At 65.4% G+C, this 25,916-nt stretch carries 20 protein-coding genes; 4 read left to right on the forward strand and 16 right to left on the reverse strand.

Annotated elements, in window-relative coordinates:
• Positions 1-80: 80 nt before the first annotated feature.
• Genes E4L96_RS22515 through E4L96_RS22540 form a run of 6 tightly spaced genes read right to left on the reverse strand, consistent with a single transcriptional unit; the run spans position 81 to position 4,120 of the window.
• On the reverse strand, positions 81-335 hold the full coding sequence (locus E4L96_RS22515) for an STAS domain-containing protein (protein WP_135209466.1): 255 nt from the start codon (positions 333-335) through the stop codon (positions 81-83).
• On the reverse strand, positions 335-976 hold the full coding sequence (locus E4L96_RS22520; protein ID WP_135209467.1) for an MlaC/ttg2D family ABC transporter substrate-binding protein: 642 nt from the start codon (positions 974-976) through the stop codon (positions 335-337). The genes E4L96_RS22515 and E4L96_RS22520 overlap by 1 nt, the downstream gene beginning before the upstream one ends.
• Positions 977-1,019: 43 nt before the next feature.
• Positions 1,020-2,030 carry an MlaA family lipoprotein gene (locus E4L96_RS22525; protein ID WP_135209468.1) on the reverse strand — a complete coding sequence of 337 codons (1,011 nt, stop codon included), beginning with the start codon at positions 2,028-2,030 and terminating at the stop codon, positions 1,020-1,022.
• Positions 2,027-2,503, reverse strand: coding sequence for an outer membrane lipid asymmetry maintenance protein MlaD (mlaD, locus tag E4L96_RS22530; protein WP_135209469.1), 477 nt, complete (start codon positions 2,501-2,503; stop codon positions 2,027-2,029). Before mlaD ends, E4L96_RS22525 begins: the two co-directional genes overlap by 4 nt.
• A 22-nt stretch (positions 2,504-2,525) precedes the next feature.
• Positions 2,526-3,320 carry a lipid asymmetry maintenance ABC transporter permease subunit MlaE gene (gene mlaE / locus E4L96_RS22535; protein ID WP_135209470.1) on the reverse strand — a complete coding sequence of 265 codons (795 nt, stop codon included), beginning with the start codon at positions 3,318-3,320 and terminating at the stop codon, positions 2,526-2,528.
• Positions 3,317-4,120, reverse strand: coding sequence for an ABC transporter ATP-binding protein (locus E4L96_RS22540; protein ID WP_135209471.1), 804 nt, complete (start codon positions 4,118-4,120; stop codon positions 3,317-3,319). The genes mlaE and E4L96_RS22540 overlap by 4 nt, the downstream gene beginning before the upstream one ends.
• 320 nt (positions 4,121-4,440) lie before the next feature.
• Between E4L96_RS22540 and E4L96_RS22545 the strand changes: the two genes are divergently transcribed.
• Positions 4,441-4,908: a hypothetical protein gene (locus tag E4L96_RS22545; protein WP_135209472.1), complete on the forward strand. Its 468-nt coding sequence runs from the start codon at positions 4,441-4,443 to the stop codon at positions 4,906-4,908.
• Positions 4,909-4,916: 8 nt separating this feature from the next.
• Positions 4,917-7,403 carry a sensor domain-containing protein gene (locus E4L96_RS22550; RefSeq protein ID WP_135209473.1) on the forward strand — a complete coding sequence of 829 codons (2,487 nt, stop codon included), beginning with the start codon at positions 4,917-4,919 and terminating at the stop codon, positions 7,401-7,403.
• Positions 7,404-8,661: 1,258 nt separating this feature from the next.
• On the opposite strand, the gene E4L96_RS22555 is transcribed toward E4L96_RS22550, so the two are convergent.
• The 6 genes from E4L96_RS22555 to E4L96_RS22580 form a co-directional block, all read right to left on the reverse strand.
• Positions 8,662-10,125 carry a glutamate synthase subunit beta gene (locus E4L96_RS22555; RefSeq protein ID WP_135209474.1) on the reverse strand — a complete coding sequence of 488 codons (1,464 nt, stop codon included), beginning with the start codon at positions 10,123-10,125 and terminating at the stop codon, positions 8,662-8,664.
• A gap of 30 nt (positions 10,126-10,155) precedes the next feature.
• A complete protein-coding gene (locus E4L96_RS22560) occupies positions 10,156-14,865 on the reverse strand; it encodes a glutamate synthase-related protein (protein WP_135209475.1) in 4,710 nt (1,569 codons plus the stop codon).
• Positions 14,866-15,048: 183 nt separating this feature from the next.
• Positions 15,049-15,759, reverse strand: a complete 711-nt coding sequence (locus tag E4L96_RS22565) for a transposase (protein WP_135209476.1) — start codon at positions 15,757-15,759, stop codon at positions 15,049-15,051.
• Positions 15,760-15,869: 110 nt separating this feature from the next.
• Positions 15,870-16,553 (reverse strand): response regulator transcription factor, encoded by a 684-nt coding sequence (locus E4L96_RS22570; protein ID WP_135209477.1) that lies wholly within the window; start codon positions 16,551-16,553, stop codon positions 15,870-15,872.
• A 142-nt stretch (positions 16,554-16,695) separates the two neighbouring features.
• Positions 16,696-17,727, reverse strand: a complete 1,032-nt coding sequence (locus tag E4L96_RS22575) for a PAS domain-containing sensor histidine kinase (protein ID WP_135209478.1) — start codon at positions 17,725-17,727, stop codon at positions 16,696-16,698.
• Between the two features lie 15 nt (positions 17,728-17,742).
• On the reverse strand, positions 17,743-20,865 hold the full coding sequence (locus tag E4L96_RS22580; RefSeq protein WP_135209479.1) for a DEAD/DEAH box helicase: 3,123 nt from the start codon (positions 20,863-20,865) through the stop codon (positions 17,743-17,745).
• Positions 20,866-21,060: 195 nt separating this feature from the next.
• Between E4L96_RS22580 and E4L96_RS22585 the strand changes: the two genes are divergently transcribed.
• Both E4L96_RS22585 and E4L96_RS22590 read left to right on the forward strand, forming a co-directional pair.
• Positions 21,061-23,415, forward strand: a complete 2,355-nt coding sequence (locus E4L96_RS22585; RefSeq protein ID WP_135209480.1) for a Tex family protein — start codon at positions 21,061-21,063, stop codon at positions 23,413-23,415.
• 2 nt (positions 23,416-23,417) lie between these two features.
• The gene (locus E4L96_RS22590) at positions 23,418-23,909 is read left to right on the forward strand and encodes a GNAT family N-acetyltransferase (RefSeq protein ID WP_135209481.1); all 492 of its coding nucleotides are present in this window, start codon (positions 23,418-23,420) and stop codon (positions 23,907-23,909) included.
• A 52-nt stretch (positions 23,910-23,961) separates the two neighbouring features.
• On the opposite strand, the gene E4L96_RS22595 is transcribed toward E4L96_RS22590, so the two are convergent.
• Genes E4L96_RS22595 through E4L96_RS22610 form a run of 4 tightly spaced genes read right to left on the reverse strand, consistent with a single transcriptional unit; the run spans position 23,962 to position 25,863 of the window.
• Positions 23,962-24,450, reverse strand: a complete 489-nt coding sequence (locus tag E4L96_RS22595; RefSeq protein ID WP_135209482.1) for a DUF2812 domain-containing protein — start codon at positions 24,448-24,450, stop codon at positions 23,962-23,964.
• Positions 24,450-24,998 (reverse strand): DUF2812 domain-containing protein, encoded by a 549-nt coding sequence (locus E4L96_RS22600; protein ID WP_135209483.1) that lies wholly within the window; start codon positions 24,996-24,998, stop codon positions 24,450-24,452. The genes E4L96_RS22595 and E4L96_RS22600 overlap by 1 nt, the downstream gene beginning before the upstream one ends.
• Entirely contained in the window at positions 24,995-25,540 is a 546-nt protein-coding gene (locus E4L96_RS22605; protein WP_135209484.1) for a DUF2812 domain-containing protein, read from the reverse strand. Before E4L96_RS22605 ends, E4L96_RS22600 begins: the two co-directional genes overlap by 4 nt.
• On the reverse strand, positions 25,537-25,863 hold the full coding sequence (locus E4L96_RS22610) for a PadR family transcriptional regulator (RefSeq protein ID WP_229414720.1): 327 nt from the start codon (positions 25,861-25,863) through the stop codon (positions 25,537-25,539). Before E4L96_RS22610 ends, E4L96_RS22605 begins: the two co-directional genes overlap by 4 nt.
• Between the last annotated feature and the right edge of the window lie 53 nt (positions 25,864-25,916).

Consider the following 25,916-nt stretch of genomic DNA (forward strand, 5'->3'; position numbering starts at 1 on the left):
CGTGTATCCCGTCACATGTGCGCGTGGCGCTCAGTCCCTTGCCAGCGTCTGGTCCTGCGCGCGAATGTCGATGCAGGCGGTCAGGCCGCCAGCAACACGTCCACGCCGTAGACGTGGGCGAGGCTGTGCAAGCCGGCGGGGATGTTGCGGTAGCTGAGCGTGCCGCCCACCTTGCGGGCAGTGCGCTGCCAGGCCAAGAGCACGGCCACGGCCGAGGAATCGGCCGTGTGCACCGCGCGCAGGTCGATCTCGCGCTCACCGCCGCGAATCGCGGCGCAGCCCTGCTCAAGGACCGCGCGCGCGTTCTGGAAGGTGATGGACTCGACAGCCAGCATTACTTCACGGCCTTCAGCGGCTTGGAGGCCAGCTGGGCGTTACGGTCATGCAGCTTCTTGATCAGGCCGTCGATGCCGCCCTTGCTGATTTCCGAGGCAAAGTTGCTCTTGTAGGTCTCGATCAGCCACGCGCCGAGCACGTTCAGATCGTAGATCTTCCAGCCGCTGGCTTCCTTGGTCAGGCGATAGTCGAGCTGGATCGGCTCGCCGCGCGCCTGGTTGACCTGCGAACGCACCACCACGTCAGTGTCCGAATCGGACGCGCGCATCGGCTTGAACTCGACGGTCTGGTCCTTGATCTGCGAGAGCGCACCGGCATAGGTGTAGATCAGCAGGGTGCGGAACTCGGCGGTCAGCTGCTTCTGCTGCTCCGGGGTCGCCTGGCGCCAGAAGCGGCCGGCGGCGATCGAGGTCATCTTGTCCGAATCGACGTACGGCAGGATCTTCGATTCCACCAGGTCCATCACCTTGCGGGTGTCGCCCGATTGGATCGCCTTGTCGTTCTTGGCGGTCTCGATGACTTCCTGGCTGATGCGCTTGACCAGCACGTCCGGTTTTTCCTGGGCAGCGGCCGGGGCGGCCACGCCGGCGGCCATGAAGGCGACCGTGGCGATCGCGAGCAGTTGTTTGATCAGTTTCATTCTTACCTCGTCAGTGGTGTCCGTTGGTGGACATTATCTATGGTCACTTCTGGGTGGATGGCGCCGAATTTGTATCAGGCTGTTTCGGTGCCGGGTCCTGTTGGGCCGGGCCGGTCGGGGGCGCCTGCGGCTGGGCGGCCGGAGCAGGCACCGGGGCGGGGACCGCCGGTGCGTCCGCCGCCGGTTTTGCCTCCGCTGCTGGCTTGGCGTCGGCGGCTGGAGCCGGAGCCGCTGCCGGAGCCGCTGCATCTTTCGCAGCAGCATCGGCCGGCGCGGCGGCCTTGTCCTCTTCCTCGTAGTTCGGCGGCGGCGCATCCTCGTCGGGTGCCGGCTTGTCCTTGCGGCGGGCGCGCAGCTTGTCCGTATCGTAGATCTTGCTGTCGCGGCGCTGCAGGAAGCCGTCGCGGATGAACTCGTAGCGGTCCAGCGCAGCCTCTTCCATCAGGTTGCTCGCGTCCAGGATCGATGCGCGCTCATCCACTGCGCGCAGCACGATGCCGGTGTTACGCCAGCGGATCGGCTCCTTGTGGTTCCACGGATCGGCCTCCAGGTCGATCGGCAGTACCACCGTATCGCGCACGGTCGACGGGCCGAAGATCGGCAGCATCACGTACGGGCCGGCCGGCACGCCCCAGGCGCCCAGGGTCTGGCCAAAGTCCTCGTTGTGCTTCTGCAGGCCGGCGCCCGAGGCCACGTCGACAAAGCCCAGCAGGCCCACGGTCGAGTTCAGCGCCACGCGCGCCAGGTCGGAGGTGCCGTCCTTGCCCTTGCCCTGCAGCAGGTTGTTGGCCCCGGTCCAGATGTCGGCCAGGTTGCCGAAGAAATTGTTCACGCCGGTCTGCACGAACTGCGGCAGCACGTTCTTGTAGGCGGTCGCGGCCGGCTTCAGGGCGGCGCGGTCGACCGCGTCGTTGAAGCTGAACATGGCCCGATTGAACTTCTCGAACGGGTCACGCGGATTGGCCGCGGGCGTCGATGCGCAGCCCGACAGCGCGGCGGCCAGCGCCAGCGCATAGGCAGAGCGACGCCAGCCGGATGGCTGGGAAAACGTCATTTGGATTCGTCCTTTCCGTCCGCGGCCTTGCTGTAGATGAACTGGTTGATCAGGTCTTCCAGCACGGCGGCGGACTGGGTGCGGGCGACCTTGTCGCCCTGGCCCAGGTTGTTCATGTCTCCGCCCGGCTCAAGGCCGATGTACTGCTCGCCGAGCAGGCCGGCGGTCAGGATCTTGGCGGAACTGTCTTTCGGAAACTTGAAGCGGGCGTCCATATCAATGGTCACCAGCGCCTGGTAGCTTTTGTCGTCGAAGCTGATGGTGCGGACGCGGCCGACGACGACGCCCGCGCTCTTCACCGCAGCCTGCGGCTTGAGGCCGCCGATGTTATCAAACTTGGCGGTGATCGTGTAAATCGTCTTGAACGAGGACAGCGAGCTGACATTGCCGACCTTGAGCGCCAGGAACATCAGGGCTGCGGCGCCCAGCAGGACGAACAGGCCGACCCAGACATCAATGGTTTTACGGTGCATTTTTGTGGTCCGTTTTCGGTAATTACTTATTGAACATGAGCGCGGTGAGGACGAAGTCCAGGCCCCACACCAGCAGCGAGGCGAACACCACGGTCCGGGTGGTCGCGCGCGACACGTCTTCCGGAGTCGGCTGGGCCTCGTAGCCCTGGTAGAGGGCGGTAAAAGTCACCACCACGCCAAACACGAAACTCTTCAGGACGCCGTTGGCGATGTCGCCCCAGATATCGACGCCCGACTGCATCTGCGACCAAAACGCGCCCGAGTCCACGCCGATCAGCTTCACGCCGATCAGGTAGCCGCCGACCACGCCCACGCCGTTGAAGATGGTGGCCAGGATCGGCATCGCGACCACGCCGGCCAGGAAGCGCGGGGCCAACACGCGCTGCACCGGGTTAATCGCCATCATTTCCATGGCGGTCAGCTGCTCGCCGGCCTTCATCAGGCCGATCTGGGCGGTCAGCGAGGTGCCCGCTCGGCCCGCGAACAGCAGGGCGGTCACGACCGGGCCCAGTTCGCGCAGCAGCGACAGCGCCACCACCTTGCCCAGCTGTTCCTCGGCGCCGTAGGCATTCAAAGTGATATAGCCCTGCAGGCCCAGCACCATGCCGACGAACAGGCCGGACACCACGATGATCAGCATCGAGTAGTTGCCGATGAAGTGGATCTGCTCCGAGATCAGGGTCGGGCGGCGCAGCGCGCCAAAGCACTCACCCAGCAGCACGACGAACCAGCGCGCCGCGTAGCCGATCTGGGCGACGGTCTCGCGGGTGTACTGGCCGATGCGGCCGAGCAGGTTGGGAACGAAGGCGGTGCTCATGCGCCACCTCCCAGTCCCAAGTCGTCCGCCAGCGCGCGGCCGGGGTAATGGAAGGGCACCGGGCCATCCGGCGCGGCATGCACGAATTGCTTCACGTAGGGGTCTTCGGATTTCAGCAGGTCGGCGGGCGTGCCCTCGGCGACAATGGCGCCAGCCGACATGAAGTACACGTAATCGGCGATCTCGAAGCACTCGTGCACATCGTGCGAGACCAGGATCGAAGTCGAGCCGAGCGCTTCGTTCAGGCTGCGGATCAGGTTGGCGGTCACGCCCATCGAGATGGGGTCCAGGCCGGCGAACGGCTCGTCGTACATGATCAGCTGCGGGTCGAGCGCGATGGCACGGGCCACGGCCACGCGGCGCGCCATGCCGCCCGAGATCTCGGCCGGCTTCAGCTTGTGCGCGTTGCGCAGGCCGACTGCATTCAGCTTCATCAGCACCAGGTCGCGGATCAGCTCTTCCGGCAGGTCGGTGTGCTCGCGCAGCGGGAAGGCCACGTTCTCGAACACGGACAGATCGGTGAACAGGGCGCCGAACTGGAACAGCATGCCCATCTTGCGGCGCAGGCGGTACAGGCCTTCGGTATCGAGCTGGTGCACGTTCTCGCCATCGACGGTGACCGAGCCGCGCTGCGGGCGGATCTGGCCGCCGATCAGGCGCAGCACCGTGGTCTTGCCGCACCCGGACCCGCCCATCACGGCGATGACCTTACCGCGTGGGAAGTCCATCCGCAGGCCCTTCAAAATGGGGCGCGAATTGTACGCAAAATGCAGGTCACGAATTTCGACGAGATTCGACACAGAGGGCTTATTCGATTTGGGGAAGATCGTATTGTAGTGCAGAAACGGCAAGCTCTGCTGGCGACGCCCCGTTTTTGGACCGCGCGGGGACGTGATAATACAACACTACTGAACTTGGAGTCAGATATTCCTGTGGGTAAGTTGTTGAATTCGCGGAACATTTTGACGCCGCAAGTTTGCTTGACAGGTCAACTTGTTGCCGTGAGAGAATTGGTGCAGTGCGCCAGAGGTACCCCGGCACCGGCGCCGGGAAAGCCCTTCCGTGCCGCGCGCGCGCAGCGTACACTCGGCGGCAGGATGCCAAAAGATGGAGTTGTCGCATGCATTTTTCTCAAAAGTCCTGCCTGGCGGTCTGCCTGGTACTGTTGGTTAATACCGCCTGGGCGAACCCGGCCGTGAAAAAGGCGGCCGACCAGTTCGTCGGCGGCGTGGCCTGGCAGGCGCAGTCGGTGCTGACGGCGGACTTTTCCTGCGCGGGCAAGACCGAGCACGCCATCCTTGGCACCTCGGACAAGGAGATCGTGGTCGCCATCTTCACGCCGGATCTCAAGCGCGCACCCGAAGTGCTGCGTTTCGAGGCGGGCGGACGCAAGCCGGACGCGGCCAAGATCCGGCTCGAAGACAGCTCGCTGACGCCCGCCGAGATCACCTCGTTGGCGGGCAGCGCACCCACCGGCTACAAGCCCTCGAAAACCTGCAAGGGCGTGCGCCTGTCCGATGACGCCAGCGACGCTGCGCATATCTATTGGGACCACGACTCGAAGAAGTTCGACTCGTGGGCCCAGTAAGGCGCGCCGTGCCGCGCCAGACACGTCCCGTGGCCCGCCGCCAGCTGGCGCGCCGGCGGCACTCGCCGGAAGTCGACGACGGTCTGCCCGGGCTGTTCCGCGATCATCCGCAGCCGATGTGGATCTACGACCTGCGCACGCTGCGCTTCATGGCCGTGAACGAGGCGGCCCGCCGCGAGTATGGCTACAGCGAGAGCGAATTCCTGCGCATGACCATCCGCGACATCCGCCCCCCGGCGGAGCAGGAGCGCCTGAGCGCGAACCTGAGCGTGGCGGCTCCGCGCGCCTTCGAGAACGCGGGCGTGTGGACCCACCGGCGCAAGGACGGCAGCCTGCTGGACGTGCAGGTCACCTCGCAGGGCCTGCGCTACCGCGGGCGCGCCTGCCGCTTCGTCCTGGTGCACAACGTCAGCGGCTATTTGTCCGTGCAGCGCGCACTGCACCAGTCGGAGCAGCTCTACCGCAGCCTGATCGACGCCCTGCCGCAGCAGGTGTTCTGGAAGGGGCTGGACCAGCGCTACCAGGGCGGCAACAAGGAGTTCGCGCGCGTCGCGGGGCTGGCCTCGACCGGGGACCTGGTCGGCAAGACCGATGCCGACTTCCCGTGGCACTACAGCGCGGCGCGCATCGCCGAGGAAGATGCCTACATCATGCGCACCGGCCAGGCCAGGCTGGCGTATGAGGACCGCCTGCTCGAGCCGGACGGCAGCCAGCGCGACTACGTCATCAACAAGCTGCCGCTGCACGACGCGGACGGGCAGATCGTCGGCCTGCTCGGCACCATCCAGGACATCACGGAGCGCAAGCAGGCGGCCCAGTCGCTGCAGCTGCAAAGCAGCGCGGTGGAGGCCAGCGTCAATGCCATCATCATCACGCGCGTGGGCGTCAAGGACGACGTGGTCGAATACGTGAACCCGGCCTTCACCCAGATGACCGGCTTCGCAGCCGACGAGGTCATGGGGCGGGACTGCCGCTTCCTGCAGGCGGGGGACACCGAACAGCCGGCGCTGGCCGACTTGCGCCGCGCCCTGCATGAAGAACGCGCGATCACGGTCGTGCTGCGCAACTACCGCAAGGATGGCTCGCTGTTCTGGAACGAGCTGCGGGTGGCGCCGGTGCGCGACGCGCAGGGCGCGGTCACGCACTGGGTCGGCATCCTGAACGACATCACGGCCACGCGCCGCTACCAGGCGGAGCTCGAACACCAGGCCAGCCACGATGCGCTGACCAGCCTCCCCAACCGGGCGCTCTTCAACGACCGGCTGGAGCACGCGATCGCCCACGCGAGCCGCTATGGGCACAAGGTGTGGGTGGTGTTCATCGACCTCGATAACTTCAAGCTCGTGAACGACACGCTGGGCCACGGCGTCGGCGATTCGCTGCTGCAGACGGTGGCGCAGCGCTTGTCGCGGCGCCTGCGCTCCAGCGACACGGTGGCCCGCTTGGGCGGCGATGAATTCATGCTCCTGCTGCTGGACGACGGCGAGCAGCACCCGACCGGGGACACCATCGCCGCGCTGCTCAATGCGGTGGCGGCGCCGGTGCGCCTGTCGGACCGCGAATTCTCGCTGACCTGCTCCATCGGCGTGGCCATCTTTCCGGGCGACGGATCGGCCCCGCAGGAGCTGCTCAAGCATGCGGACATGGCCATGTACCAGGCCAAGGACGCGGGCCGCAACCAGATCAAGTTCTTCTCGGCCGAGATGAACGAGCAGGTAAAGGAGCGCACACTGATCGAACACTCGCTGCGTGCGGCCGTGGTGCGCTCGCAGTTCGTGCTGCACTACCAGCCCAGCGTGTGCCTTACGTCCGGCACGGTCAAGGGAGTGGAGGCGCTGGTACGCTGGAACCATCCGGAGCTGGGCATGGTGCCGCCGGCCCGCTTCATTCCGGTGGCGGAGGACACGGGGCTGATCGTCGATATCGGCAGCTGGGTGCTGCGCGAGGCCTGTGCGCAGGGGCGGCGCTGGATCGACTCCGGCGTGGGGCGCTTCAGCGTGGCGGTGAATGTCTCGGCACGCCAGTTCCGGCGCCCGTCGTTTGCGGCGGAGGTGCGCGAGGCGTTGCGCGAGACCGGGCTGCCGGCCGACCTGCTGGACCTGGAAATCACCGAGAGCGTGGTGATGGCGGACGTGCAGCAGGCGGTGGAGGTGATGGCGGAGCTCAAGGAGATCGGCGTACGCATGTCGATCGACGATTTCGGGACCGGCTATTCCAGCCTGTCCTATCTGCGCCTGTTCCCGCTGGACTACCTGAAGATCGACCAGTCCTTCATCGCCGAGATGGGCACGCCGAGTGGCGATGCGATGGTGCGCTCGATCGTGATGCTGGGGCACTCCCTGGATTTCGGCCTGATCGCGGAGGGCGTCGAAACCGCCGCCCAGCGCGACCACCTGCGAGACCTGGGCTGCGACCAGATGCAGGGCTACCTCTTCAGCCGCCCCCAGCCCGCGGACGCCCTCGAAGCCCTTCTTGCTGCCTCTGCCGGACGCTGATCACGGTGTCGAAACCATCACTCGTCTTGCCTGCGAAGTAAACGTTGACTACTCCTGGTCCATCTAATGGCGACCAAATGATCACGCCGAACTTGCGCTCACATCAATGAGCATCCTGGGGAACACTCCAGGGCTTAACTTTGTCAACGTTTTTGCGACCACGAACGGAGTTCATGATACGCACTCTGACCATTACAGCGGGAACGCAATCGACATCAACGCCATCAATGGCATCAGGGTCGCTGAGGATCCGACCAAAGCTGCAGCTCTGCAGCTGGAAGCCCAAGCGTTGGCGGATCCTAACACCCGGTATGTGGAAGGGGCAGGTGGCAACGGGGTGCGCGACAGCCCGGGCGGCCAGTGGCGAGAGTCGCGACCCCTGCCTGGTATGGATAACCATGTGCACTAGAGTATTTTCCGCCGTTGGGTAACTCACGTTCAATCACAATAGCGCCCCGCGTGGGCGCTCCCAACTATGAGACATTTACTATTGATTTGTGCGCTCTTCCTGATGGCTCCAGGGCCAGGGAAGGCCAGCGAAACCGCCTCGGCATTGACTGCGAATGGGCTTGACCGCGTGCGCATCGGGATGACCCCGCAAGAGGTCAATCGCCATCTAAAACGGCGACTGGTTCCAACACCTATCGCAAATCGCGCAACGGCCGAGTGTGACTACTTGCCAAACCCTGACCACAGGGGAGTGCACCTGCTGTTTTGGTACAACCGTTTGGTGCGCATCGACGTCGAAACAGCGGACATTTCGTATGCAAATGGCATTCGAATCGGCGCGCGGCTATCGTCGATAAGGCAGCAATTTCCCCATGCTGTAGAGGAACCACTTGCTTATGTCGAAGGAGTCTCCCTCGTGCTCGAGAGTAGCTCCGAGCCGAACGGTGTTAGTCTCCAGTTCGCTGACGGCGTACTCAGGCACATCCTAGTCGGAGAAAAGAAAATACTGAGATATGACGAGGCCTGCTTGTAATCTGAACGGGCCGCTAGTGAAGTACGCTAACGACCAGCACCCCGACGCATAGTCCTGCAACTATCGCCCACTGGGTCGATCGCAGATCCTCGCGCAGCTCGCGAACCTCTTCGCGCGAACGCGCCAGTTCATCGAGTACGCGTTCAAGCAGACGCTCAACGTCGACAGCATGGCCTTCACTTACCGCACATAGCCTGTGCATTTGCTCCTCCCGCTGGCTACGTTCACTGTAGCGCAGCGCGGGAGAGCGTCAAGCGCACGCGGCGCGCCGTGCGATCAGCGCGGCAGGACCGAGGCGCCCATGAGGAACAGATCGACTTCGCGCGCACACTGGCGGCCTTCGCGGATGGCCCAGACCACCAGCGACTGGCCGCGCCGCATGTCGCCGGCGGCGAACACCTTCGGCACCGAAGTGCGGTAGCAGCCTTCGCCATCGGTGGTGGCGCGCGCGTTGCCGCGCTGGTCCTTGTCCACGTTGAAGGCATCCAGCACCTGCTGCACCGGCGAGACGAAGCCCATCGCCAGCAGCACCAGGTCCGCCTTCAGCTCGAACTCGGAGTTCGGGACTTCGGTCATTTTCCCGTCCTTCCATTCGACGCGGCAGGCGATCAGCTTTTCGACCTTGCCGCCCTTGCCCTCCAGGCGCTTGGTGGCCACTGCCCAATCGCGCTCGCATCCTTCCTCGTGCGAGGACGAGGTGCGCAGCTTGGTCGGCCAGTACGGCCACACCAGCGGCTTGTTCTCGTGCTCCGGCGGCATCGGCATCAGTTCGAACTGCGTCACCGAGGCGGCGCCCTGGCGGTTGGAGGTCCCCACGCAGTCGGACCCAGTGTCGCCACCGCCGATCACCACCACATGCTTGCCGGTGGCCTTGATCTGGTCCTTCAGCTTGTCCCCGGCGTTAACCTTGTTCTGCTGCGGCAGGAAGTCCATCGCAAAGTGCACGCCCTTGAGCTCACGCCCCGGCACCGGCAGGTCACGCGGCTGCTCGGCGCCACCGGCCATGATCACCGCGTCGAATTCCGCGTCCAGGTCCTCAGGGAAGATGGTCTCTTTCGCGAAGTTGTTCACCGTGGCCGGGAAGTCCTTGCCGATCAAGACGCTGGTGCGGAATTCCACGCCCTCGGCCTTCATCTGCTCCACGCGGCGGTCGATCAGGGACTTGTCGAGCTTGAAGTCGGGAATGCCGTAGCGGAGCAGGCCACCGAGGCGGTCCGATTTCTCGAACACGGTCACCGAGTGCCCCACGCGCGCCAGCTGCTGCGCGGCCGCCAGGCCCGCCGGACCGGAACCGATCACGGCAATCTTCTTCCCGGTCTTGACAGCGGCCGGCTGCGGCACCACCCAGCCATGCTCCCAGCCCGTGTCCGCGATCTTGTGCTCGATCGACTTGATGCCCACCGGGTCGTTGTTGATGCCCAGCGTGCAGCCGGTCTCGCACGGCGCCGGGCAGATGCGGCCCGTGAACTCGGGGAAGTTGTTGGTCGAGTGGAGCGTGTCCAGCGCCTCGTGATAGCGGCCGTGGTACACCAGGTCGTTCCAGTCCGGGATGATGTTGTTGACCGGGCAGGCCGAATTGCAGAACGGGATGCCGCAGTCCATGCAGCGGGCGCCCTGCACCTTGGCCTGTTCGTCGGTCAGGACGATGCTGAATTCCTTGTAGTGCTTCAGGCGCGCCGCAGGTTCCTGGTGCCCTTCTTCCTGCCGCTGGAATTCCATGAAGCCGGTGATCTTACCCATGAGTGTTCCTCTGTCTGATTCTGCCGTGGCTTACGCCGCGATCTTTTCGTTGGCTTCTTCCATGCTGGAGTTGTGCATCTCCTCCAGCGCACGCTTGTATTCGGTCGGGAACACCTTCACGAACTTGCCGCGGCCCGTGGCCCAGTCGTCCAGCAGGTTGCGCGCGCGGGTCGAGCCGGTGTGCTTGAAGTGGCGTTCGATCAGGCGCTTGAGGATCACTTCGTCCGCCTCGCGCACGCCGCCCCGCGTCTCCGCGTGCCAGGTCGCCTTGTCGCTCTGCTCTTTCGACGCATGCACGCGCTCCAGGTCCACCATGGACAGGTTGCAGCGCGACTCGAACTCGCCGTCCGGGTCATACACGTAAGCCACGCCGCCGGACATGCCCGCCGCGAAGTTGCGGCCCGTGGCGCCCAGCACCACCACCGTCCCGCCGGTCATGTATTCGCAACCGTGGTCGCCGCAGCCTTCCACCACCGTCACCGCGCCCGAATTGCGGACCGCGAAACGCTCGCCGGCCACGCCGTTGATGAAGGCTTCACCGGCGATGGCGCCATACAGCACCGTGTTCCCGACGATGATGTTGTCCACCGCCCAGCCACGGAACTCCGTGTTGGGGCGCACGATGATGCGGCCACCCGACAGGCCCTTGCCCACGTAGTCGTTGCCCTCGCCCACCAGGTCGATGGTGATGCCCGCCGCCAGGAAGGCCGCTGCCGACTGGCCTGCGGTGCCCTGCAGCTGGATGTGGATGGTGTCGTCCGGCAGGCCCGCGTGGCCGTAGCGGCGCGCCACTTCGCCCGACAGCATGGTGCCCACGGTGCGGTTGACGTTGCGGACCGGCGAGATGAACGAGACGCGCTCGCCCTTCTCCAGCGCGGCCTTGGCCTGGGTGATCAGCTTGTGGTCCAGCGCCTTCACCAGGCCGTGATCCTGTTCTTCCGTGTGGTAGATCTTCAGGCCCTGGTCGGTCTGCGGACGGTAGAAGATGTTGGAAAAGTCCAGGCCCTTGGCCTTCCAGTGCTCGATGGCTTTCGACTTGTCCAGCAGGTCCGAGCGGCCGATCAGTTCATCGAAGGTACGGATGCCCAGCTGCGCCATCAGCTGGCGCGCTTCTTCGGCGACGAAGAAGAAGTAGTTCACCACGTGTTCCGGCTTGCCCTGGAACTTGGCCCGCAGGACCGGGTCTTGCGTGGCCACGCCCACCGGGCAGGTGTTCAGGTGGCACTTGCGCATCATGATGCAGCCCTCCACCACCAGCGGCGCGGTGGCGAAGCCCATTTCATCCGCGCCCAGCATGGCGGCGATGACGACGTCGCGGCCGGTTTTCATCTGGCCGTCGGCCTGCACGCGGATGCGCGAGCGCAGACCGTTCAGGACGAGGGTCTGCTGCGTTTCGGCCAGGCCCAGCTCCCACGGCGTGCCGGCGTGCTTGACGGAGGACAGCGGCGAAGCGCCGGTGCCGCCATCATGGCCGGCGACCACCACGTGATCGGCTTTCGCTTTCGTCACGCCCGCGGCCACGGTGCCGATGCCGACTTCCGACACCAGCTTCACCGAGATCGAGGCGCGCGGATTCGCGTTCTTCAGGTCGTGGATCAGCTGCGCCAGGTCTTCGATCGAATAGATGTCGTGGTGCGGGGGCGGCGAGATCAAGCCCACGCCCGGCACCGAGAAGCGCAGCGAGGCGATGTACTCGGACACCTTGTGGCCCGGCAGCTGGCCGCCTTCGCCCGGCTTGGCACCCTGCGCCATCTTGATCTGGATCTGATCCGCGGAGTTCAGGTATTCGGCGGTGACACCGAAGCGGCCCGACGCCACCTGCTTGATCTTGGAGCGCAGCGAATCGCCTTCGGCCAGCGGAATGTCCGCGACCACGCGGTCCGGGCCCAGGATCGAGGCCATGGTCTCGCCCTTCTTGATCTTGATGCCCTTGAACTCATTGGCGTAGCGGACTGGATCCTCGCCACCTTCGCCGGTGTTCGACTTGCCGCCGATCCGGTTCATCGCAATGGCCAGCGTGGCGTGGGCTTCGGTCGAGATGGAGCCCAGCGACATGGCGCCGGTGGCGAAGCGCTTGACGATCTCCCTGGCCGGTTCCACTTCGTCCAGCGGAATCGCTTTCGACGGGTCGATCTTGAATTCGAACAGGCCGCGCAGCGTCAGATGGCGGCGGGTCTGGTCGTTGATCAGCTGCGCGTACTCCTTGTAGGTCGAGTAGTTGTTCGAACGGGTCGAGTGCTGCAGCTTGGCGATGGCGTCCGGGGACCACAGGTGGTCCTCGCCGCGCGTGCGGTAGGCGTACTCGCCGCCTGCATCCAGCGCGTTGGCCAGCACCGGGTCGTTGCCGAAGGCCAGGGCGTGCAGGCGCAGCGCTTCCTCCGCCACTTCGAACACGCCGATGCCTTCCACGCCGGAGGCGGTGCCCTTGAAGTACTTGTCCACCATGGCTTTCGACAGGCCCACGGCTTCGAAGATCTGCGCGCCGCAGTAGGACATGTAGGTCGAGATGCCCATCTTGGACATCACCTTCATCAGGCCCTTGCCGACGGCCTTGGTGTAGTTGTAGATCGCCTTGTCGCCCGAGACGTCGGCGTGCATGCCCTGCGCCAGTTCGACCAGGGTCTCCATCGCCAGGTAGGGGTGGACGGCTTCCGCGCCGTAGCCGGCCAGCAGGGCGAAGTGATGGGTTTCGCGGGCCGAACCGGTTTCCACCACCAGGCCGGTGGAGGCGCGCAGGCCGCGCTGCACCAGGTGCTGGTGGACCGAGGACGTGGCCAGCAGCGCGGGAATCGCGACCTGGGTGCCGTCCATGCCGCGGTCGGTCAGGATCAGGATGTTGTGGCCGGACTTGACCGCGTCCACCGCTTCCGCGCAGAGCGAGGCGATGGACGCTTCGATGCCTTCCTTGCCCCAGGCGATCGGGTAGCAGATGTTCAGCTCATACGACTTGAACTTGCCGCCGGTGTGGGCCGAGATGGCGCGCAGGCGGGCCATGTCGTCGAACGACAGGACCGGCTGCGTCACCTCGAGGCGCATCGGCGGATTGACGTTGTTGGTATCCAGCGGATTCGGCTTCGGGCCGATGAAGGACACCAGCGACATCACCATCGCTTCGCGGATCGGGTCGATCGGCGGGTTGGTCACCTGCGCGAACAGCTGCTTGAAGTAGTTGTACAGCGGCTTGAGTTTGTTGGACATCACCGCCAGCGGCGAATCGTTGCCCATCGAGCCGGTGGCTTCCTCGCCCAGCAGCGCCATGGGCGCCATCAGGAATTTCAGGTCCTCCTGGGTGTAGCCGAAGGCCTGCTGGCGGTCCAGCAGGGAGGCCTGCTGCTTCTCGCCCTGCGCGTCCTTGGCGCGGTTGTGCGCGAGCTGGGATTCGGAGAGCTTGAGCTCACCGAGCTTGATGCGCACGGAATTGATCCACGACTTGTAGGGGCGCGCGTTGGCGTAGGTGTCCTTCAGCTCCTTGTCGTCGATGATGCGGCCCGCTTCCAGGTCGATGAGGAACATCTTGCCCGGCTGGAGGCGCCACTTCTTCACGATGCGCGACTCGGGGATCGGCAGCACGCCGGACTCGGAGGCCATCACCACCAGATCGTCGTCGGTGACGATGTAGCGCGCCGGGCGCAGGCCGTTGCGGTCGAGGGTACCGCCGATATGGCGGCCGTCGGTGAAAGCCATGGCGGCCGGGCCGTCCCACGGCTCCATCATCGAGGCGTAGTACTCGTAGAAGGCCTTGCGGTTGGCGTCCATCAGCGGGTGGTTCTCCCACGCTTCCGGAATCATCATCATCATCGCCTGGGCGATCGGGTAGCCGGACATGACCAGCAATTCGAGCGCGTTGTCGAAGCAGGCGGTGTCGGACTGGCCGTCGTAGATCAGCGGGAAGAGCTTCTGCAGGTCGTCGCCCAGCACGGCGGACTTCATCATCCCTTCGCGGGCGCGCATCCAGTTGAAGTTGCCCTTGACGGTGTTGATCTCGCCGTTGTGCGCGATCAGGCGGTAGGGGTGGGCCAGAGGCCACTCGGGGAAGGTGTTGGTCGAGAAGCGCTGGTGCACCAGCGCCAGCGCGGAGATGCAGCGCGGGTCTTGCAGGTCGCGATAGTACTGGCCTACCTGGTCGGCCAGCAGCAGGCCTTTGTAGACGATGGTCCGCGCCGACATCGAGGGCACGAAGAACTCCTTGCCGTGCACGAGCTTCAGCGCCTGGATCGCGTGGCCGGACGACTTGCGGATCACGTACAGCTTCCGCTCCAGTGCATCGGTCACCATGATGTCCGGCCCGCGGCCGATAAAGATCTGGCGGATCACCGGCTCCTTGGCGCGCACGGTGGGCGACATCGGCATGGTCTCGTCGACCGGCACATTGCGCCAGCCCAGCACCACCTGGCCTTCGATGCGCACGGCGCGCTCGATTTCCTGTTCGCAGGCGATGCGGGAGGCGTTCTCCTTGGGCAGGAACACCATGCCGACGCCGTATTCGCCGGGCGGAGGCAGCTCCACGCCCTGCTTGGCCATCTCGTCGCGGTAGTACTGGTCCGGGATCTGGATCAGGATGCCGGCGCCATCGCCCATCAGGTGGTCGGCACCGACCGCACCCCGGTGGTCCAGGTTCTTGAGGATCAGCAGGCCCTGCTCGATGATCGAGTGGCTCTTCTGGCCCTTGATGTGCGCGACGAAGCCGACACCGCAGGCGTCATGCTCGTTCGACGGGTGGTACAAGCCTTGCGCTTCCATGCTGTTCTCCACTGCTTTGACGGGGTTGAGGGACAACCTTAGTGCAATGCAGCAGAAAACTCAACAAGATTAAATAGGGTCGGAGTCGAATTAAATGCTCAGATGTCGCTCGTAAAATTAAATGGGGACAGAGTCATGCTAAGCGATGCCAACTAAGGGCGGCTGGGGATAAGCCATTGATTCTTATCGGTCCGGCTGGGTTGCCACGGTCATTTTGCGGGGCCGGCCGCGCTTGGCCGGCAGTACCTGCCGCTTGGCGCGCTGCTCCAGGGTACGTTTGAAAGTGTCCGAGCCCAGCGGCCAGCCTTTCAGCACCGCGGCGCTGATGAACTCCAATTCTTTGCGGCTTTGCGGCTTGTCGGCGAGCTGGGTGTAGGCCGCCTCGCGCTGGAACGGCGTATTGCCGAGGGACCAGTAGCGGGGGTGATCGGTGATCAAGGTATCCTGCCTGGTCCCGATGTGGTGATTGAAGCTGGTCCACGGATACTCCTGGGGAGTATGAGCAGCCCCCGAGCGGACAGGATTGAGCTCCACGTAAAGCGAACACGGCAGGAAATATTCGTCCGGATCGACCACGGAAGTCTTATAGCGCCCGGCCCAGAGCGTGCCAGTCCGGCCGTACTTGCTATTGAAGTAAGGCACGTACTTGCGCCCCATCCACTGCATCATGCGCGCCAAGCCCTCTCCGTCAGATGGCGAGGCCAGCAGATGGACGTGGTTCGGCATCAGGCAGTAGGCGTGGATCGCTACCTTGAACTGCTTCGCCGCGGTTTTCAGCATCGCCAGGAATTCGCGGTAGTCGTCCTCATCCTGAAACACCGGCTGATTGTTGTTGCCGGTCTGGATGATGTGGTGGGGCTGGTTCGGGAGGACGAAGCGGGGCAGGCGGGCCATGAAAAAGGGTCAGGAATCGTGAACACCGCACCATTCTAGCGCGGCCGCATGACTCTGACCCTATTTATTTCTGAAGCCGTCCAGAACAGGAACGACTCTGTCCCTGAATACTAGAGGATGTTAAATCCGGCCGACAGCGAATAGCCTTCGCCATACGCCGAGCGCAGCGGCAGATCCTGGCCCAGCCCGCTGCGCGCTTTCTTGCGCAGGCGGTAGACCAGCATGTCGACCCGGCGGGATGCGTCCGGATCCTCCCCGCCCATGCCCGCCACGATCACCTGGCGCGGCACCGGCCGGGTGTTGATGGTCAGCAGATGCAGGAAGTTGCACTCTTTCTCCGTCAGATCGATCACCGAGCCGGACAGCTCAAGTTGGCGGGCGCTCACTTTCAGCGTCCATTTGCTCGGCTGCGGGGCCGCCGGTTCCGGCGCGCGCACGCGGCGGTCCAGCGCCTCGATGTGGGCGGCCAGTTCCGGGAACTTGATCGGCTTGGTCAGATAATGGTCCGCGCCCAGGCGCAGGCCGAGGATGCGGTTGTCGAAGGCCACCCGGCCAGTCAGCACCAGCAGCCCGATCTCGGGATACAGCTGGCGCATCCGCGGGATGACATTGAACCCGTCCTCGTCCGGCAGGCCGAGGTCGAGGACGACCACGGCGGTGGGCGTCTTGGTGAGGGCGGCCCACATCTCGCTGGCGGATGTGGCAATGGACACTTCATGGTCGAGTCCGGTCAGGAACTCGGCCATGTCGCCGGCGTATTCGCCGTTGTCTTCAACGATGAGGATTTGCGTCATGGGTGCGCCATCGACAGTAATTTCAGAAACCTTTAGCTCATGTGCGGGGAGCTAGCGCCGACCCTTGCATTGCTTTTGTGAACAAACAGTAAAGAATTATCACGAATGTAACTCGAAGAGGCAAGGTCTTTATCCATCCCGGTTACAGGGGCATCCGGATTTTGAACACCGCCCCATATTGTGCATTGTTTTGGCCGGAAATAGTTCCTCCATGCACCTCGACCACCGACTTCGCCATATACAGCCCTAGGCCCGAGCCTGCGCGGCCTGTGGCGCTGGCGCCACGAAATCCCTTGGCGAACACCAGCGGCCACTCGTTTTCGGGGATGCCGGGGCCTTCGTCGCGCACCGCCAGTTCCACGACATTCCCGTCGCGCCGGCCTTCCAGGTGGATCGTGGCGCTGTCCGGCGTGTACTGAATGGCATTGTCGACCAGAACTTTCAGCGCCATCGCCAGCCCTTCGGGACTGCCACGCAGCGTCAGCGGCAAGGTCGCGCCGTCCACGTCCACCTTGCGGCCGGCGGCCCGCGCGTGCTGGGCGGCTTCGCGCAGCAGCGCCAGCGGCTCCACGGTGGTGGCCTGCTTGTCGCGGCCGACGGCGGCCATGCGGTCCGGGGACAGGTACTCGTCCAGCATGCCGATCAGGCGGTCGGCCGCAATCTGGATCTTGCGGTAGCGCTGGCGCGTCGCATCGCTGACCTTCGCCGCGTCGGGCGATGCCTCCAGCATCTGCACCGCACCGTCGATGGTGGACAGCGGCGTGCGGAATTCGTGATTGAGCATGCTGGCGAACTTCTTCTGCCGCGCCGCGTACTCGCGCTGGCCGGAGATGTCGCGCACCAGGCCGGCCGTGTAGCCGTCGGCGCACGTCACGACCACCTCCAGCGGTACCGTCCCGCCGCCCTTGCGGGCCAGCTCCACTTCCTGCCGGGCGGGCAGCTTGCCCTTGGGTGGCACGGCCAGCACGCGGCACAGCGGTGCCAGAAGGGCATCGACCGCGCTGCCATCGATGTGGGCCGCGAGGGCCGCGGGCGCATACCCGGTCAGCGCTTCGATGGAGGGACTGATATAAGAAAGCCGCCCGGAGGCGGCATCCACGATGAAGGCAGCGCCGCCTTCGAGTTCCGCGATAGTGCGGAACAGCGAGGCGGCGCCGCTGCTGAAGTCATCCATGTAGTTGGGCGTGAGTCATTGTTCGTCGAGCGGGGCGAAGATGGCCTGCAGGTCTTCCTGCGTCAGTACGAGCTTGTGCTGCTCGCCCTCGGCCAGCACGGACTGCGCCAGTTCGCTCTTCTTCTGCTGCAGCAGCTGGATCTTTTCCTCCAGCGTGCCCTTGGCAATCAGCTTGTACACGAACACCGGCTTGTCCTGCCCGATGCGCCAGGCGCGGTCGGTCGCCTGGTTCTCGGCCGCCGGGTTCCACCACGGGTCGTAGTGGATCACGGTGTCGGCCGCGGTCAGGTTCAGGCCCACGCCGCCGGCCTTCAGCGAGATCAGGAAGACCGGCACGGCGCCTTGCTGGAACGCGGCCACCTGAGCCGAGCGGTCCTTGGTCTCGCCGGTCAGGATCGCATACGGGATGCGGCGCGCGTCCAGCTCCTCCTCGATCAGCTCCAGCATCGACGTGAACTGCGAGAACACGAGGATCTTGCGCTTCTCGGCCAGCAGGTCGTCCAGCATCTGCATCAGGTCGATCAGCTTGGCGCTGGCGTTGGCCTGCTTCTTGGGCGGCAGCGCCTTGACCAGGCGCGGGTCGCAGCAAACCTGGCGCAGCTTGAGCAGCGCCTCGAGAATCACGATCTGGCTGCGCGCCACGCCCTTCTTGTCGATCTCCTCGCGCACCTTCTTGTCCATCGCCAGGCGCACGGTTTCGTACAGGTCGCGCTGGGCGCCGCTGATCTCCACCTTGCGCACCATCTCGGTCTTGGGCGGCAGCTCCTTGGCCACGTGGTCCTTGGTCCGGCGCAGCAGGAAAGGCTTGATGCGGCGGTTCAGCAGCGCGCGCCGCAGCGGGTCGTCCTGCTTCTCGATCGGGTTGCGGAACTGCGCGTTGAAGGTCTTCTCGTCGCCCAGAAGGCCGGGCAGCAGGAAGTGGAACTGCGACCACAGCTCGCCGAGGTGGTTCTCCAGCGGCGTGCCCGAAAGGCATAAACGGTGGCGCGCCTTCAGCATGCCCGCCGACTGCGCGGCCTTGGAGCGCGTGTTCTTGATGTAGTGCGATTCGTCGAGAATCACCAGGTGGTACTCGTGCTCGCGCAGCTTTTCCTCGTCGCGCGGGAGCAGCGCGTAGGTGGTCAGCACCAGGTCCACGTTCGGGATCTGCTCGAACAGGTCCATACGCTCCTTGCCCTGCAGGACCAGCACCCGCAGGCCGGGCGCGAACTTGGCCGCTTCGTCGTGCCAGTTCGCCATCAGGCTGGTGGGCGCGATGACGAGGGCCGGATGGGTGAGGCGGCCCGCTTCCTTTTCAATGAGGATGTGGGCCAGCGTCTGCACCGTCTTGCCGAGGCCCATGTCGTCGGCCAGGATGCCCGCCAGGTCGTACTCGCGCAGGAACTGCATCCAGGCCAGGCCGTCGGCCTGGTAATCGCGCAGCGTGGCCTGCAGGCCTTGCGGCGGCGCGACCTTCTGCACCGACCCGAACTGCGCCAGCTTGCGCCCAGTCTCGCGCAGCTGCTCGCCGCCGAACCAGCGCAGCTCCGTGCCGCGCGCGAGTTCTTCCAGGCGCGCCGCGTCCAGCGTGGACAGGCGCACCTTCTGCTTGATCTTGTCGTTGAAATACAGCTCGCCCAGCGTGTTGAGGATCGGCTTGACGCGCCCCCACGGCAGGGCCACGCGCACGCCATCGGGCAGGGTCGCGAGCATCTGGTCGATGTCCGCGTGCGCGGCCAGCACGTCAGGGTCGAAGTCAGATGGCGCGCTGCGGATCATCTGCACCAGCACCGGCAGCAGCGGCACGCGCTTGTTGGCGACCACGATGCCGAGTTCCAGCTCGAACCAGGCATGGCCTGCTTCTTCCGGCTCGTCGATCTGGGCGTACCAGTCCTCGACCGCCACCACGTCATAGCGGTATTTCTTCGCTTTCTCGACGTGCCAGCCGAGATCCGACAGCGCATCGAGATCGCCCTCGGCAAAGCGCAGCCAGTGGGCCTGCGAATCCAGCTGCAGGGCGCCGGAGAGCGCATTCAAGGGCGGGGTGCCGGGCTTGCGGAAGCCCATGTCGGTCAGCGTGTCGAGTGCCTTCGCCTCAGCCTCCGCGTCACGCGCGATCACCTCGGTCACGTCGCCCACCTGGCGCACCACGCGCTGGCCGGGGTCGAACGAGATGCGCTCGCCGTCGTAGTCGAACGACAGCACCGCGTAGTCATGCCAGCGCGAGCCCGTACCTTCGGACAGGGACACGCTGTCCAGCAGCAGGTGCGGCACCGGCTTGACGTCGTCGCGCGTGCGCTGGGTCAGCGGCTGCGGCAGCGGCATCAGGTTCGACAGGCCATGCGCCAGCAGCAGCTGCGACACGCGCTTCCTGTCCGTGCCGGTGAGGGCCGGGGCCTGCGCGACCAGCGCCTGCAGGTCCGCCAGCGAGATGTCCACCCCGCCGCGATTGAGTTCCAGCGGTCCGCACGAGAGGTTATCGATGTACCACGGCGGATCGGTCGGCAGCATGTAGTCGATCTGGTCGGCGCCGATGTGGCTCGCGCCCTGCGGCGCCTCCACCTGCCAGCCCAGCTTCGAGACCTTGCCTTCTTCGCGCCACACCAAATTCGCATGGCGCACCGCGCCCTGCTGCAGCGGGTACACCAGGCCATTGGCCATGTCCTGCCACGAGTTGGCCCACAGGAGCTTCTCCTGCTCGATCAGCATCTGCAGCAGGATCGCGCCGACCTTCCCTTTCGGTTCCGTCGCGCTGGACGACTGCGAGCCGCCGCTGCGCATCGCGATGAAGAAGCGCACCAGGTCCTCGTCGTCGCCTTCCAGGTAGGCCGGGGGTGCGGACAGCAGCGAGAAGATTTCGTTGACGGCGCTGGCGGCGGCCACGTCGCCGTTGGGGCGCAGGCGGGCCTTGCACAGGGCCAGGGCCACGTGCCGCCCGCCGCTGGTGGGCGCGAGCACGTAGACGAATTTGTATTGCGCGGCTTTCGGGTCCTTCGGCTGTTCGACCGTCAGCTTGGGCTGGGGATGGGCCGCCGCTTCCACCCGCTGCAGCCAGCTCGCCACCGGTGCGGGCAGGGCGCCTGGCGCGGCGCGCTGCACGGCTGGCGCGGGGGCGGGAGCGGTGGGCGTGTCACTGGCGTCGTCGCGCATAAAATCCATTGAGGGCATTGTGTTTGATACTTTTTCTGGGTACGACTAACTGCCGATATTATCCGACATCGGGTGCCAGGGTTTGTTCGCAAGCGCACCCAGCACAGGACCTCTATTCATCCCATGCACAGCCAAGCATGTCAAGACTGGCGCGATCACACAGATTGGTTATCATTCCGCTCTTGACCTGTAAGGATGTACCTCATGCTGCCCTCCATCGAACAACGCCTGGCCGTCGAACTCGCGGCCAAACCGGCCCAGGTGGCCGCGGCCATCGCCCTGCTGGACGAAGGTGCGACCGTCCCGTTCATCGCCCGTTACCGCAAGGAGGCGACCGGTGGCCTGGACGACATCCAACTGCGTTTGCTGGAGGAGCGCCTGCGCTATTTGCGTGAGCTCGAAGAGCGCCGGTCTGCCATCATCGCCTCAATCACCGAACAAAACAAGATGACGCCGGAGCTTCTTGAAGCGGTGATGCATGCGGAAGACAAGACGCGGCTGGAAGACCTTTATCTTCCGTACAAGCAGAAGCGCCGCACCAAGGCGCAGATCGCGATCGAAGCGGGTTTGCAGCCGCTGGCCGACGCGTTGCTGGCCGACCCGTCGCGCAATCCCGACACCGAGGCTGCCGCGTATTTGCGCGAGCCGTTCACCACCACCGATGGCGCGAATCCGGGCGTACCCGATGTGAAGGCAGCGCTGGACGGCGCGCGCCAGATCCTGATGGAGCGCTTTGCCGAGGATGCGGAACTGCTGCAGTCGCTGCGCGAGTACGTACAGGAGCACGGCGTGGTCGAGTCCAAGGTCGTCGCCGGCAAGGAGGACGAAGGCGAGAAGTTCGCCGACTACTTCGACTATTCGGAACCGTTGTCGAACGTGCCATCGCACCGCGCGCTGGCCCTGCTGCGCGGGCGCCGCGAAGGCGTGCTCGATGTGGCGCTGCGGCTCGACACGGAGGCCGAGAAGCCGAAGTGGGACGCACCGCACAACCCCTGCGAGTCGCGCATCGCGGCGCGTTTCGGCATCGCGCAGAAAGGCCGTCCGGCCGACAAGTGGCTGGCCGACACCGCGCGCTGGACCTGGCGCGTCAAGTCCTTCATGCACCTGGAAACGGAGCTGATGGGCGCCCTGCGCGAGCGCGCGGAGCACGAGGCGATCGATGTCTTTGCGCGCAACCTGAAGGACCTGCTGCTGGCCGCTCCGGCGGGGCCACGCGCGACCATGGGCCTCGACCCGGGCCTGCGCACCGGCGTGAAGGTGGCGGTGGTGGATGCCACCGGCAAGGTGGTCGATACCGCGACCATCTATCCGCATGCACCGCGCAACGACTGGGACGGCTCGCTGCACACGCTCGGCATGCTGGCGGCGAAGCACAACGTGGCGCTGGTCTCGATCGGCAACGGCACGGCGTCGCGCGAAACCGACAAGCTGGCCCAGCACCTGATCAAGCTGCGGCCGGAACTCAAGCTGACCAAGATCGTGGTGTCGGAAGCCGGTGCTTCCGTGTATTCGGCGTCCGAGTACGCATCGAAGGAGCTGCCGGAGCTGGACGTGTCCTTGCGCGGCGCGGTGTCGATCGCACGGCGCTTGCAGGATCCGCTGGCGGAACTGGTCAAGATCGATCCCAAATCCATCGGCGTGGGGCAATACCAGCACGACGTATCGCAGACCCAGCTCGCGCGCTCGCTCGATGCGGTGGTGGAGGACTGCGTGAACGCGGTGGGCGTGGACGTGAATACGGCGTCGGCGCCGCTGCTGGCGCGCGTGTCCGGTCTCACGCCGAGCGTGGCGCAGGCCATTGTCACCTATCGCGATTCCAAAGGCGCGTTCACCTCGCGCGCGGCCTTGCGCTCGGTGCCACGGCTGGGCGACAAGACCTTCGAGCAGGCGGCAGGCTTCCTGCGCGTCATGAATGGCGAGAATCCGCTCGATGCGTCGGCAGTGCACCCGGAGTCGTATCCGGTGGTGCAGAAGATCCTGGCCGATATCCAGCGCGACGTGAAGGCGGTGGTGGGCGACATCAAGCTACTCAAGTCGATTTCGCCCGCGAAGTACGTCGATGAGAAGTTCGGCGTGCCGACCATCACGGACATCCTGAAGGAGCTGGAAAAACCCGGACGCGACCCGCGGCCGGAGTTCAAGACCGCGACCTTCAAGGACGGCGTGGAAGAGATCCGCGACCTGCGGCCGGACATGATCCTGGAAGGCGTGGTGACCAATGTGGCGGCCTTCGGCGCGTTCGTGGACATCGGGGTGCACCAGGATGGGCTGGTGCACATCTCGGCGCTGTCGAATACCTTCGTCAAGGACCCGCACACGGTGGTGAAGGCGGGGCAGGTGGTGAAGGTCAAGGTGCTGGAAGTGGACGAGAAGCGCAAGCGCATCGCGCTCACCATGCGCCTGAGCGACAGCGCCCCGGCGGCCGGGTCGAAGCCCGACCAGCGCGGCGACCGCACCGACCGCACCCGCATGGCCCAGCAACAGCAACGCGACACCCGCCAGCGCGACACCCAGCCGCAAGGCTCGATGGCCGCCGCGTTCGCGAAGTTGAAGCGCTGACGATGCACATCGCCGCGGCAGATCCCGACAGCGCCGCGGCGCGCGCGCTGATCGCCGAGCTGTCCGCGGCGGTGGCCAGGATCACTGGCGATGCTGGCACCTCGCACTTCGACGCCAGCGACGTGCGCGGCCCGCGCGCCGTCTTTCTCATCGCACGCGTTGACGCGAGCGCAAGCCCGGACGCGCGCGACGGCTCCGGCCCTGACGCTGCTGACGGGATGCCGGTCGCCTGTGGCGCCTTCCGTCCGCTCGACGCCCACACCGCGGAGATCAAGCGCATGTACGCCCGCCCCGGTTCGCGCGCCGGCGCCGCGCTATTGGCTACGCTGGAAGCCCACGCACGCACGCTGGGCTACACGCGCACCGCGCTGAGCACCCGCCGCATCAACGAGCGCGCCGTCGCCTTCTACCAGCGCCACGGCTACGCCGAAATCCCACCCTACGGCCCCTACGCCGATCGCCCGCAGTCCATCTGCCTCGGCAAAGCGCTCTGACGCGCCGAGCGTGTACCGCCGTCGCACCGCGCGGTCGACCGCTGCCCAGGCATCACGGCGCGACGGCCGGCGCGTCGATGTCCAGGTCGCGCAGACGCAGCACCAGCCGGGTGACCGCATATGCCCACAACACCAGCGCCACGTACACGATGACCGGTCCGCGCGCACGGAGCCCCAACGCCAGCAGGGGCACGACGCAGCAGCACAGCATCACGAGCGCGCGCCAGTAGCGCTGCGTTTTCGACAGCCGCGCGTCCCAGCCGTCCTGCAGGCGGGATGCCGACTGGCGCCAATAGACCCAGCCGCTGGAGCAGTCGACCCGTAGCCAGCCGCCGCGCGCCAGCACGGCGTTGGTTTGGTCCGCCGCGCTGCCGTCGGCCACGCGGTAGACCACATCGGCCGCAGGACCACGACGGAACACGAAGCGGCACAGCTGCACTCGCTCCAGATGCAGGCCGCGCGCAGCCATCTCGCCGAGCCAGCGTTCCAGTGACCGGTCCTGCCAGACCCAGAACAGCTGCCACACGCTCACCGTCTCCATCACACCGCCGCGCTGGAGACGGCACGGATGCGCTGCGTGAGCTTGCAGAACGCATAGACCCAGATGCCCAGCACCGCCACCGCGATGGCCGCCACGCCGATGCGCGACGCCAGCGAAATGCCGGTCTCGGAGAAGCGCCAGTACACCGGGTTGGCCCAGATGCCGGCCGTGCTAGTCACGCCCACCCCAGCCATGATCTGCCGCACGCGCCGCAGCTTGTCCACCTTTGACTGGCGGTCCGTGAAGATTTCCGGCTCGCCGCCCGCGGCGGGCTTGCGCCAGTACTGCCAGCCGCTGCACGCCCACGCGTGCTCCCAGCCGGCATCCTGGAACAGCTGGAAGTAGCTGGCATCCTTGCGGGCCCGGGTCAGGTAGTCGAGCCGGTAGACCACGTCTTCCGGCGCGCCCACGCGAAACACGTAGCGGCACATCTGGTTCGCCTTCACGAGATGCAGTCCCTGGCGCGCCATCGCGCGCAGCCACTGCTCCTCCTTCTCGTCCTCCCACACGAAGTGGAACTTGTAGCGGACCACCGTGTCCCTGCTCATGCGGCACCCCGCTTGTAGTGGTGGATACGGCTGGCCAGCCGCGCGAAGGCGACGACATAGGCCAGCGCCATGGCAGCGTAGATGCCCACCACAGCGCCATACGAGACTGGGCTGGAATAGTGATGGACATCGAACAGGGTGCGCTGGAACAGCACCGCGTTGGTGAACATGGGCATCCCGCACACCACCATCACCCCGAGCAAGCGCTGGAGCATGGCAGCCCGGGTGCGCGCATCCACGTGGGTCTCGCCTGTGGCAAGCGCCTGCGCGGGCTTGCGCCAGTAGGCCCAGCCGCACGTACCCGCGACGGGTTCCCAGCCGCGCTCCGGCCCGCCCGTACGCGCGGTGCAGCCGCCCCGGAATTCCACGCTGTAGACCACATCCTGCGGCGCCCCGCGCCGGAACACGTAACGGCCGATGCCGCTGTTGGCGCGGACCAGATGCAGGCCTGCGCGCGCCATCGCCCGCAGCCAGTCCTGTTCGCGCTCATCGCTCCAGGTGAGGTGCCAGAACCGGTACCGCACGACCATTTCGTCCTTCATGCTGCCCCCTTCGTTTGATGGGCGACCGCGCGCCCGTTGCGTACCATGATCTCCAGCCGCCGCACCTGCTCGGCCAGCACCGCCCGCCCCTGGGCCGTCAGCCCGTAGATCTTGCGGCGCTCCTCCTCGCTCACCTTTTCGATGAGCTGCTGCTTTTCCAGCGTGTTGAAGGCCCCGTACAGCGTGCCCGGGCCGATGCTGACCGTGCCCGCGCTCATGGCCTCCACCGCCTGCATGACGGCATAGCCATGGCGCGGTTCATCCAGCGCCAGCAGCACGTAATACGTCGCCTCCGACAGCGGCAAGAACTTCGTGATGTCCAAACGGGCCTCCTGTGTCGTCTCTCGATATATCGAGACTCGATATATCGTTGATC

The organism is Zemynaea arenosa (assembly GCF_004614185.1).
GTDB lineage: Bacteria > Pseudomonadota > Gammaproteobacteria > Burkholderiales > Burkholderiaceae_D > Telluria > Telluria arenosa.

What these genes read in the sequence shown, in the direction of transcription:
- E4L96_RS22515 (WP_135209466.1), bottom strand. Translation starts at nt 335, where the DNA reads ATGCTGGCTGTCGAGTCCATCACCTTCCAGAACGCGCGCGCGGTCCTT.
- E4L96_RS22520 (WP_135209467.1), bottom strand. Translation starts at nt 976, where the DNA reads ATGAAACTGATCAAACAACTGCTCGCGATCGCCACGGTCGCCTTCATG.
- E4L96_RS22525 (WP_135209468.1), bottom strand. Translation starts at nt 2,030, where the DNA reads ATGACGTTTTCCCAGCCATCCGGCTGGCGTCGCTCTGCCTATGCGCTG.
- mlaD (WP_135209469.1), bottom strand. Translation starts at nt 2,503, where the DNA reads ATGCACCGTAAAACCATTGATGTCTGGGTCGGCCTGTTCGTCCTGCTG.
- mlaE (WP_135209470.1), bottom strand. Translation starts at nt 3,320, where the DNA reads ATGAGCACCGCCTTCGTTCCCAACCTGCTCGGCCGCATCGGCCAGTAC.
- E4L96_RS22545 (WP_135209472.1), top strand. Translation starts at nt 4,441, where the DNA reads ATGCATTTTTCTCAAAAGTCCTGCCTGGCGGTCTGCCTGGTACTGTTG.
- E4L96_RS22555 (WP_135209474.1), bottom strand. Translation starts at nt 10,125, where the DNA reads ATGGGTAAGATCACCGGCTTCATGGAATTCCAGCGGCAGGAAGAAGGG.
- E4L96_RS22560 (WP_135209475.1), bottom strand. Translation starts at nt 14,865, where the DNA reads ATGGAAGCGCAAGGCTTGTACCACCCGTCGAACGAGCATGACGCCTGC.
- E4L96_RS22565 (WP_135209476.1), bottom strand. Translation starts at nt 15,759, where the DNA reads ATGGCCCGCCTGCCCCGCTTCGTCCTCCCGAACCAGCCCCACCACATC.
- E4L96_RS22570 (WP_135209477.1), bottom strand. Translation starts at nt 16,553, where the DNA reads ATGACGCAAATCCTCATCGTTGAAGACAACGGCGAATACGCCGGCGAC.
- E4L96_RS22575 (WP_135209478.1), bottom strand. Translation starts at nt 17,727, where the DNA reads ATGGATGACTTCAGCAGCGGCGCCGCCTCGCTGTTCCGCACTATCGCG.
- E4L96_RS22580 (WP_135209479.1), bottom strand. Translation starts at nt 20,865, where the DNA reads ATGGATTTTATGCGCGACGACGCCAGTGACACGCCCACCGCTCCCGCC.
- E4L96_RS22585 (WP_135209480.1), top strand. Translation starts at nt 21,061, where the DNA reads ATGCTGCCCTCCATCGAACAACGCCTGGCCGTCGAACTCGCGGCCAAA.
- E4L96_RS22590 (WP_135209481.1), top strand. Translation starts at nt 23,418, where the DNA reads ATGCACATCGCCGCGGCAGATCCCGACAGCGCCGCGGCGCGCGCGCTG.
- E4L96_RS22595 (WP_135209482.1), bottom strand. Translation starts at nt 24,450, where the DNA reads ATGGAGACGGTGAGCGTGTGGCAGCTGTTCTGGGTCTGGCAGGACCGG.
- E4L96_RS22600 (WP_135209483.1), bottom strand. Translation starts at nt 24,998, where the DNA reads ATGAGCAGGGACACGGTGGTCCGCTACAAGTTCCACTTCGTGTGGGAG.
- E4L96_RS22605 (WP_135209484.1), bottom strand. Translation starts at nt 25,540, where the DNA reads ATGAAGGACGAAATGGTCGTGCGGTACCGGTTCTGGCACCTCACCTGG.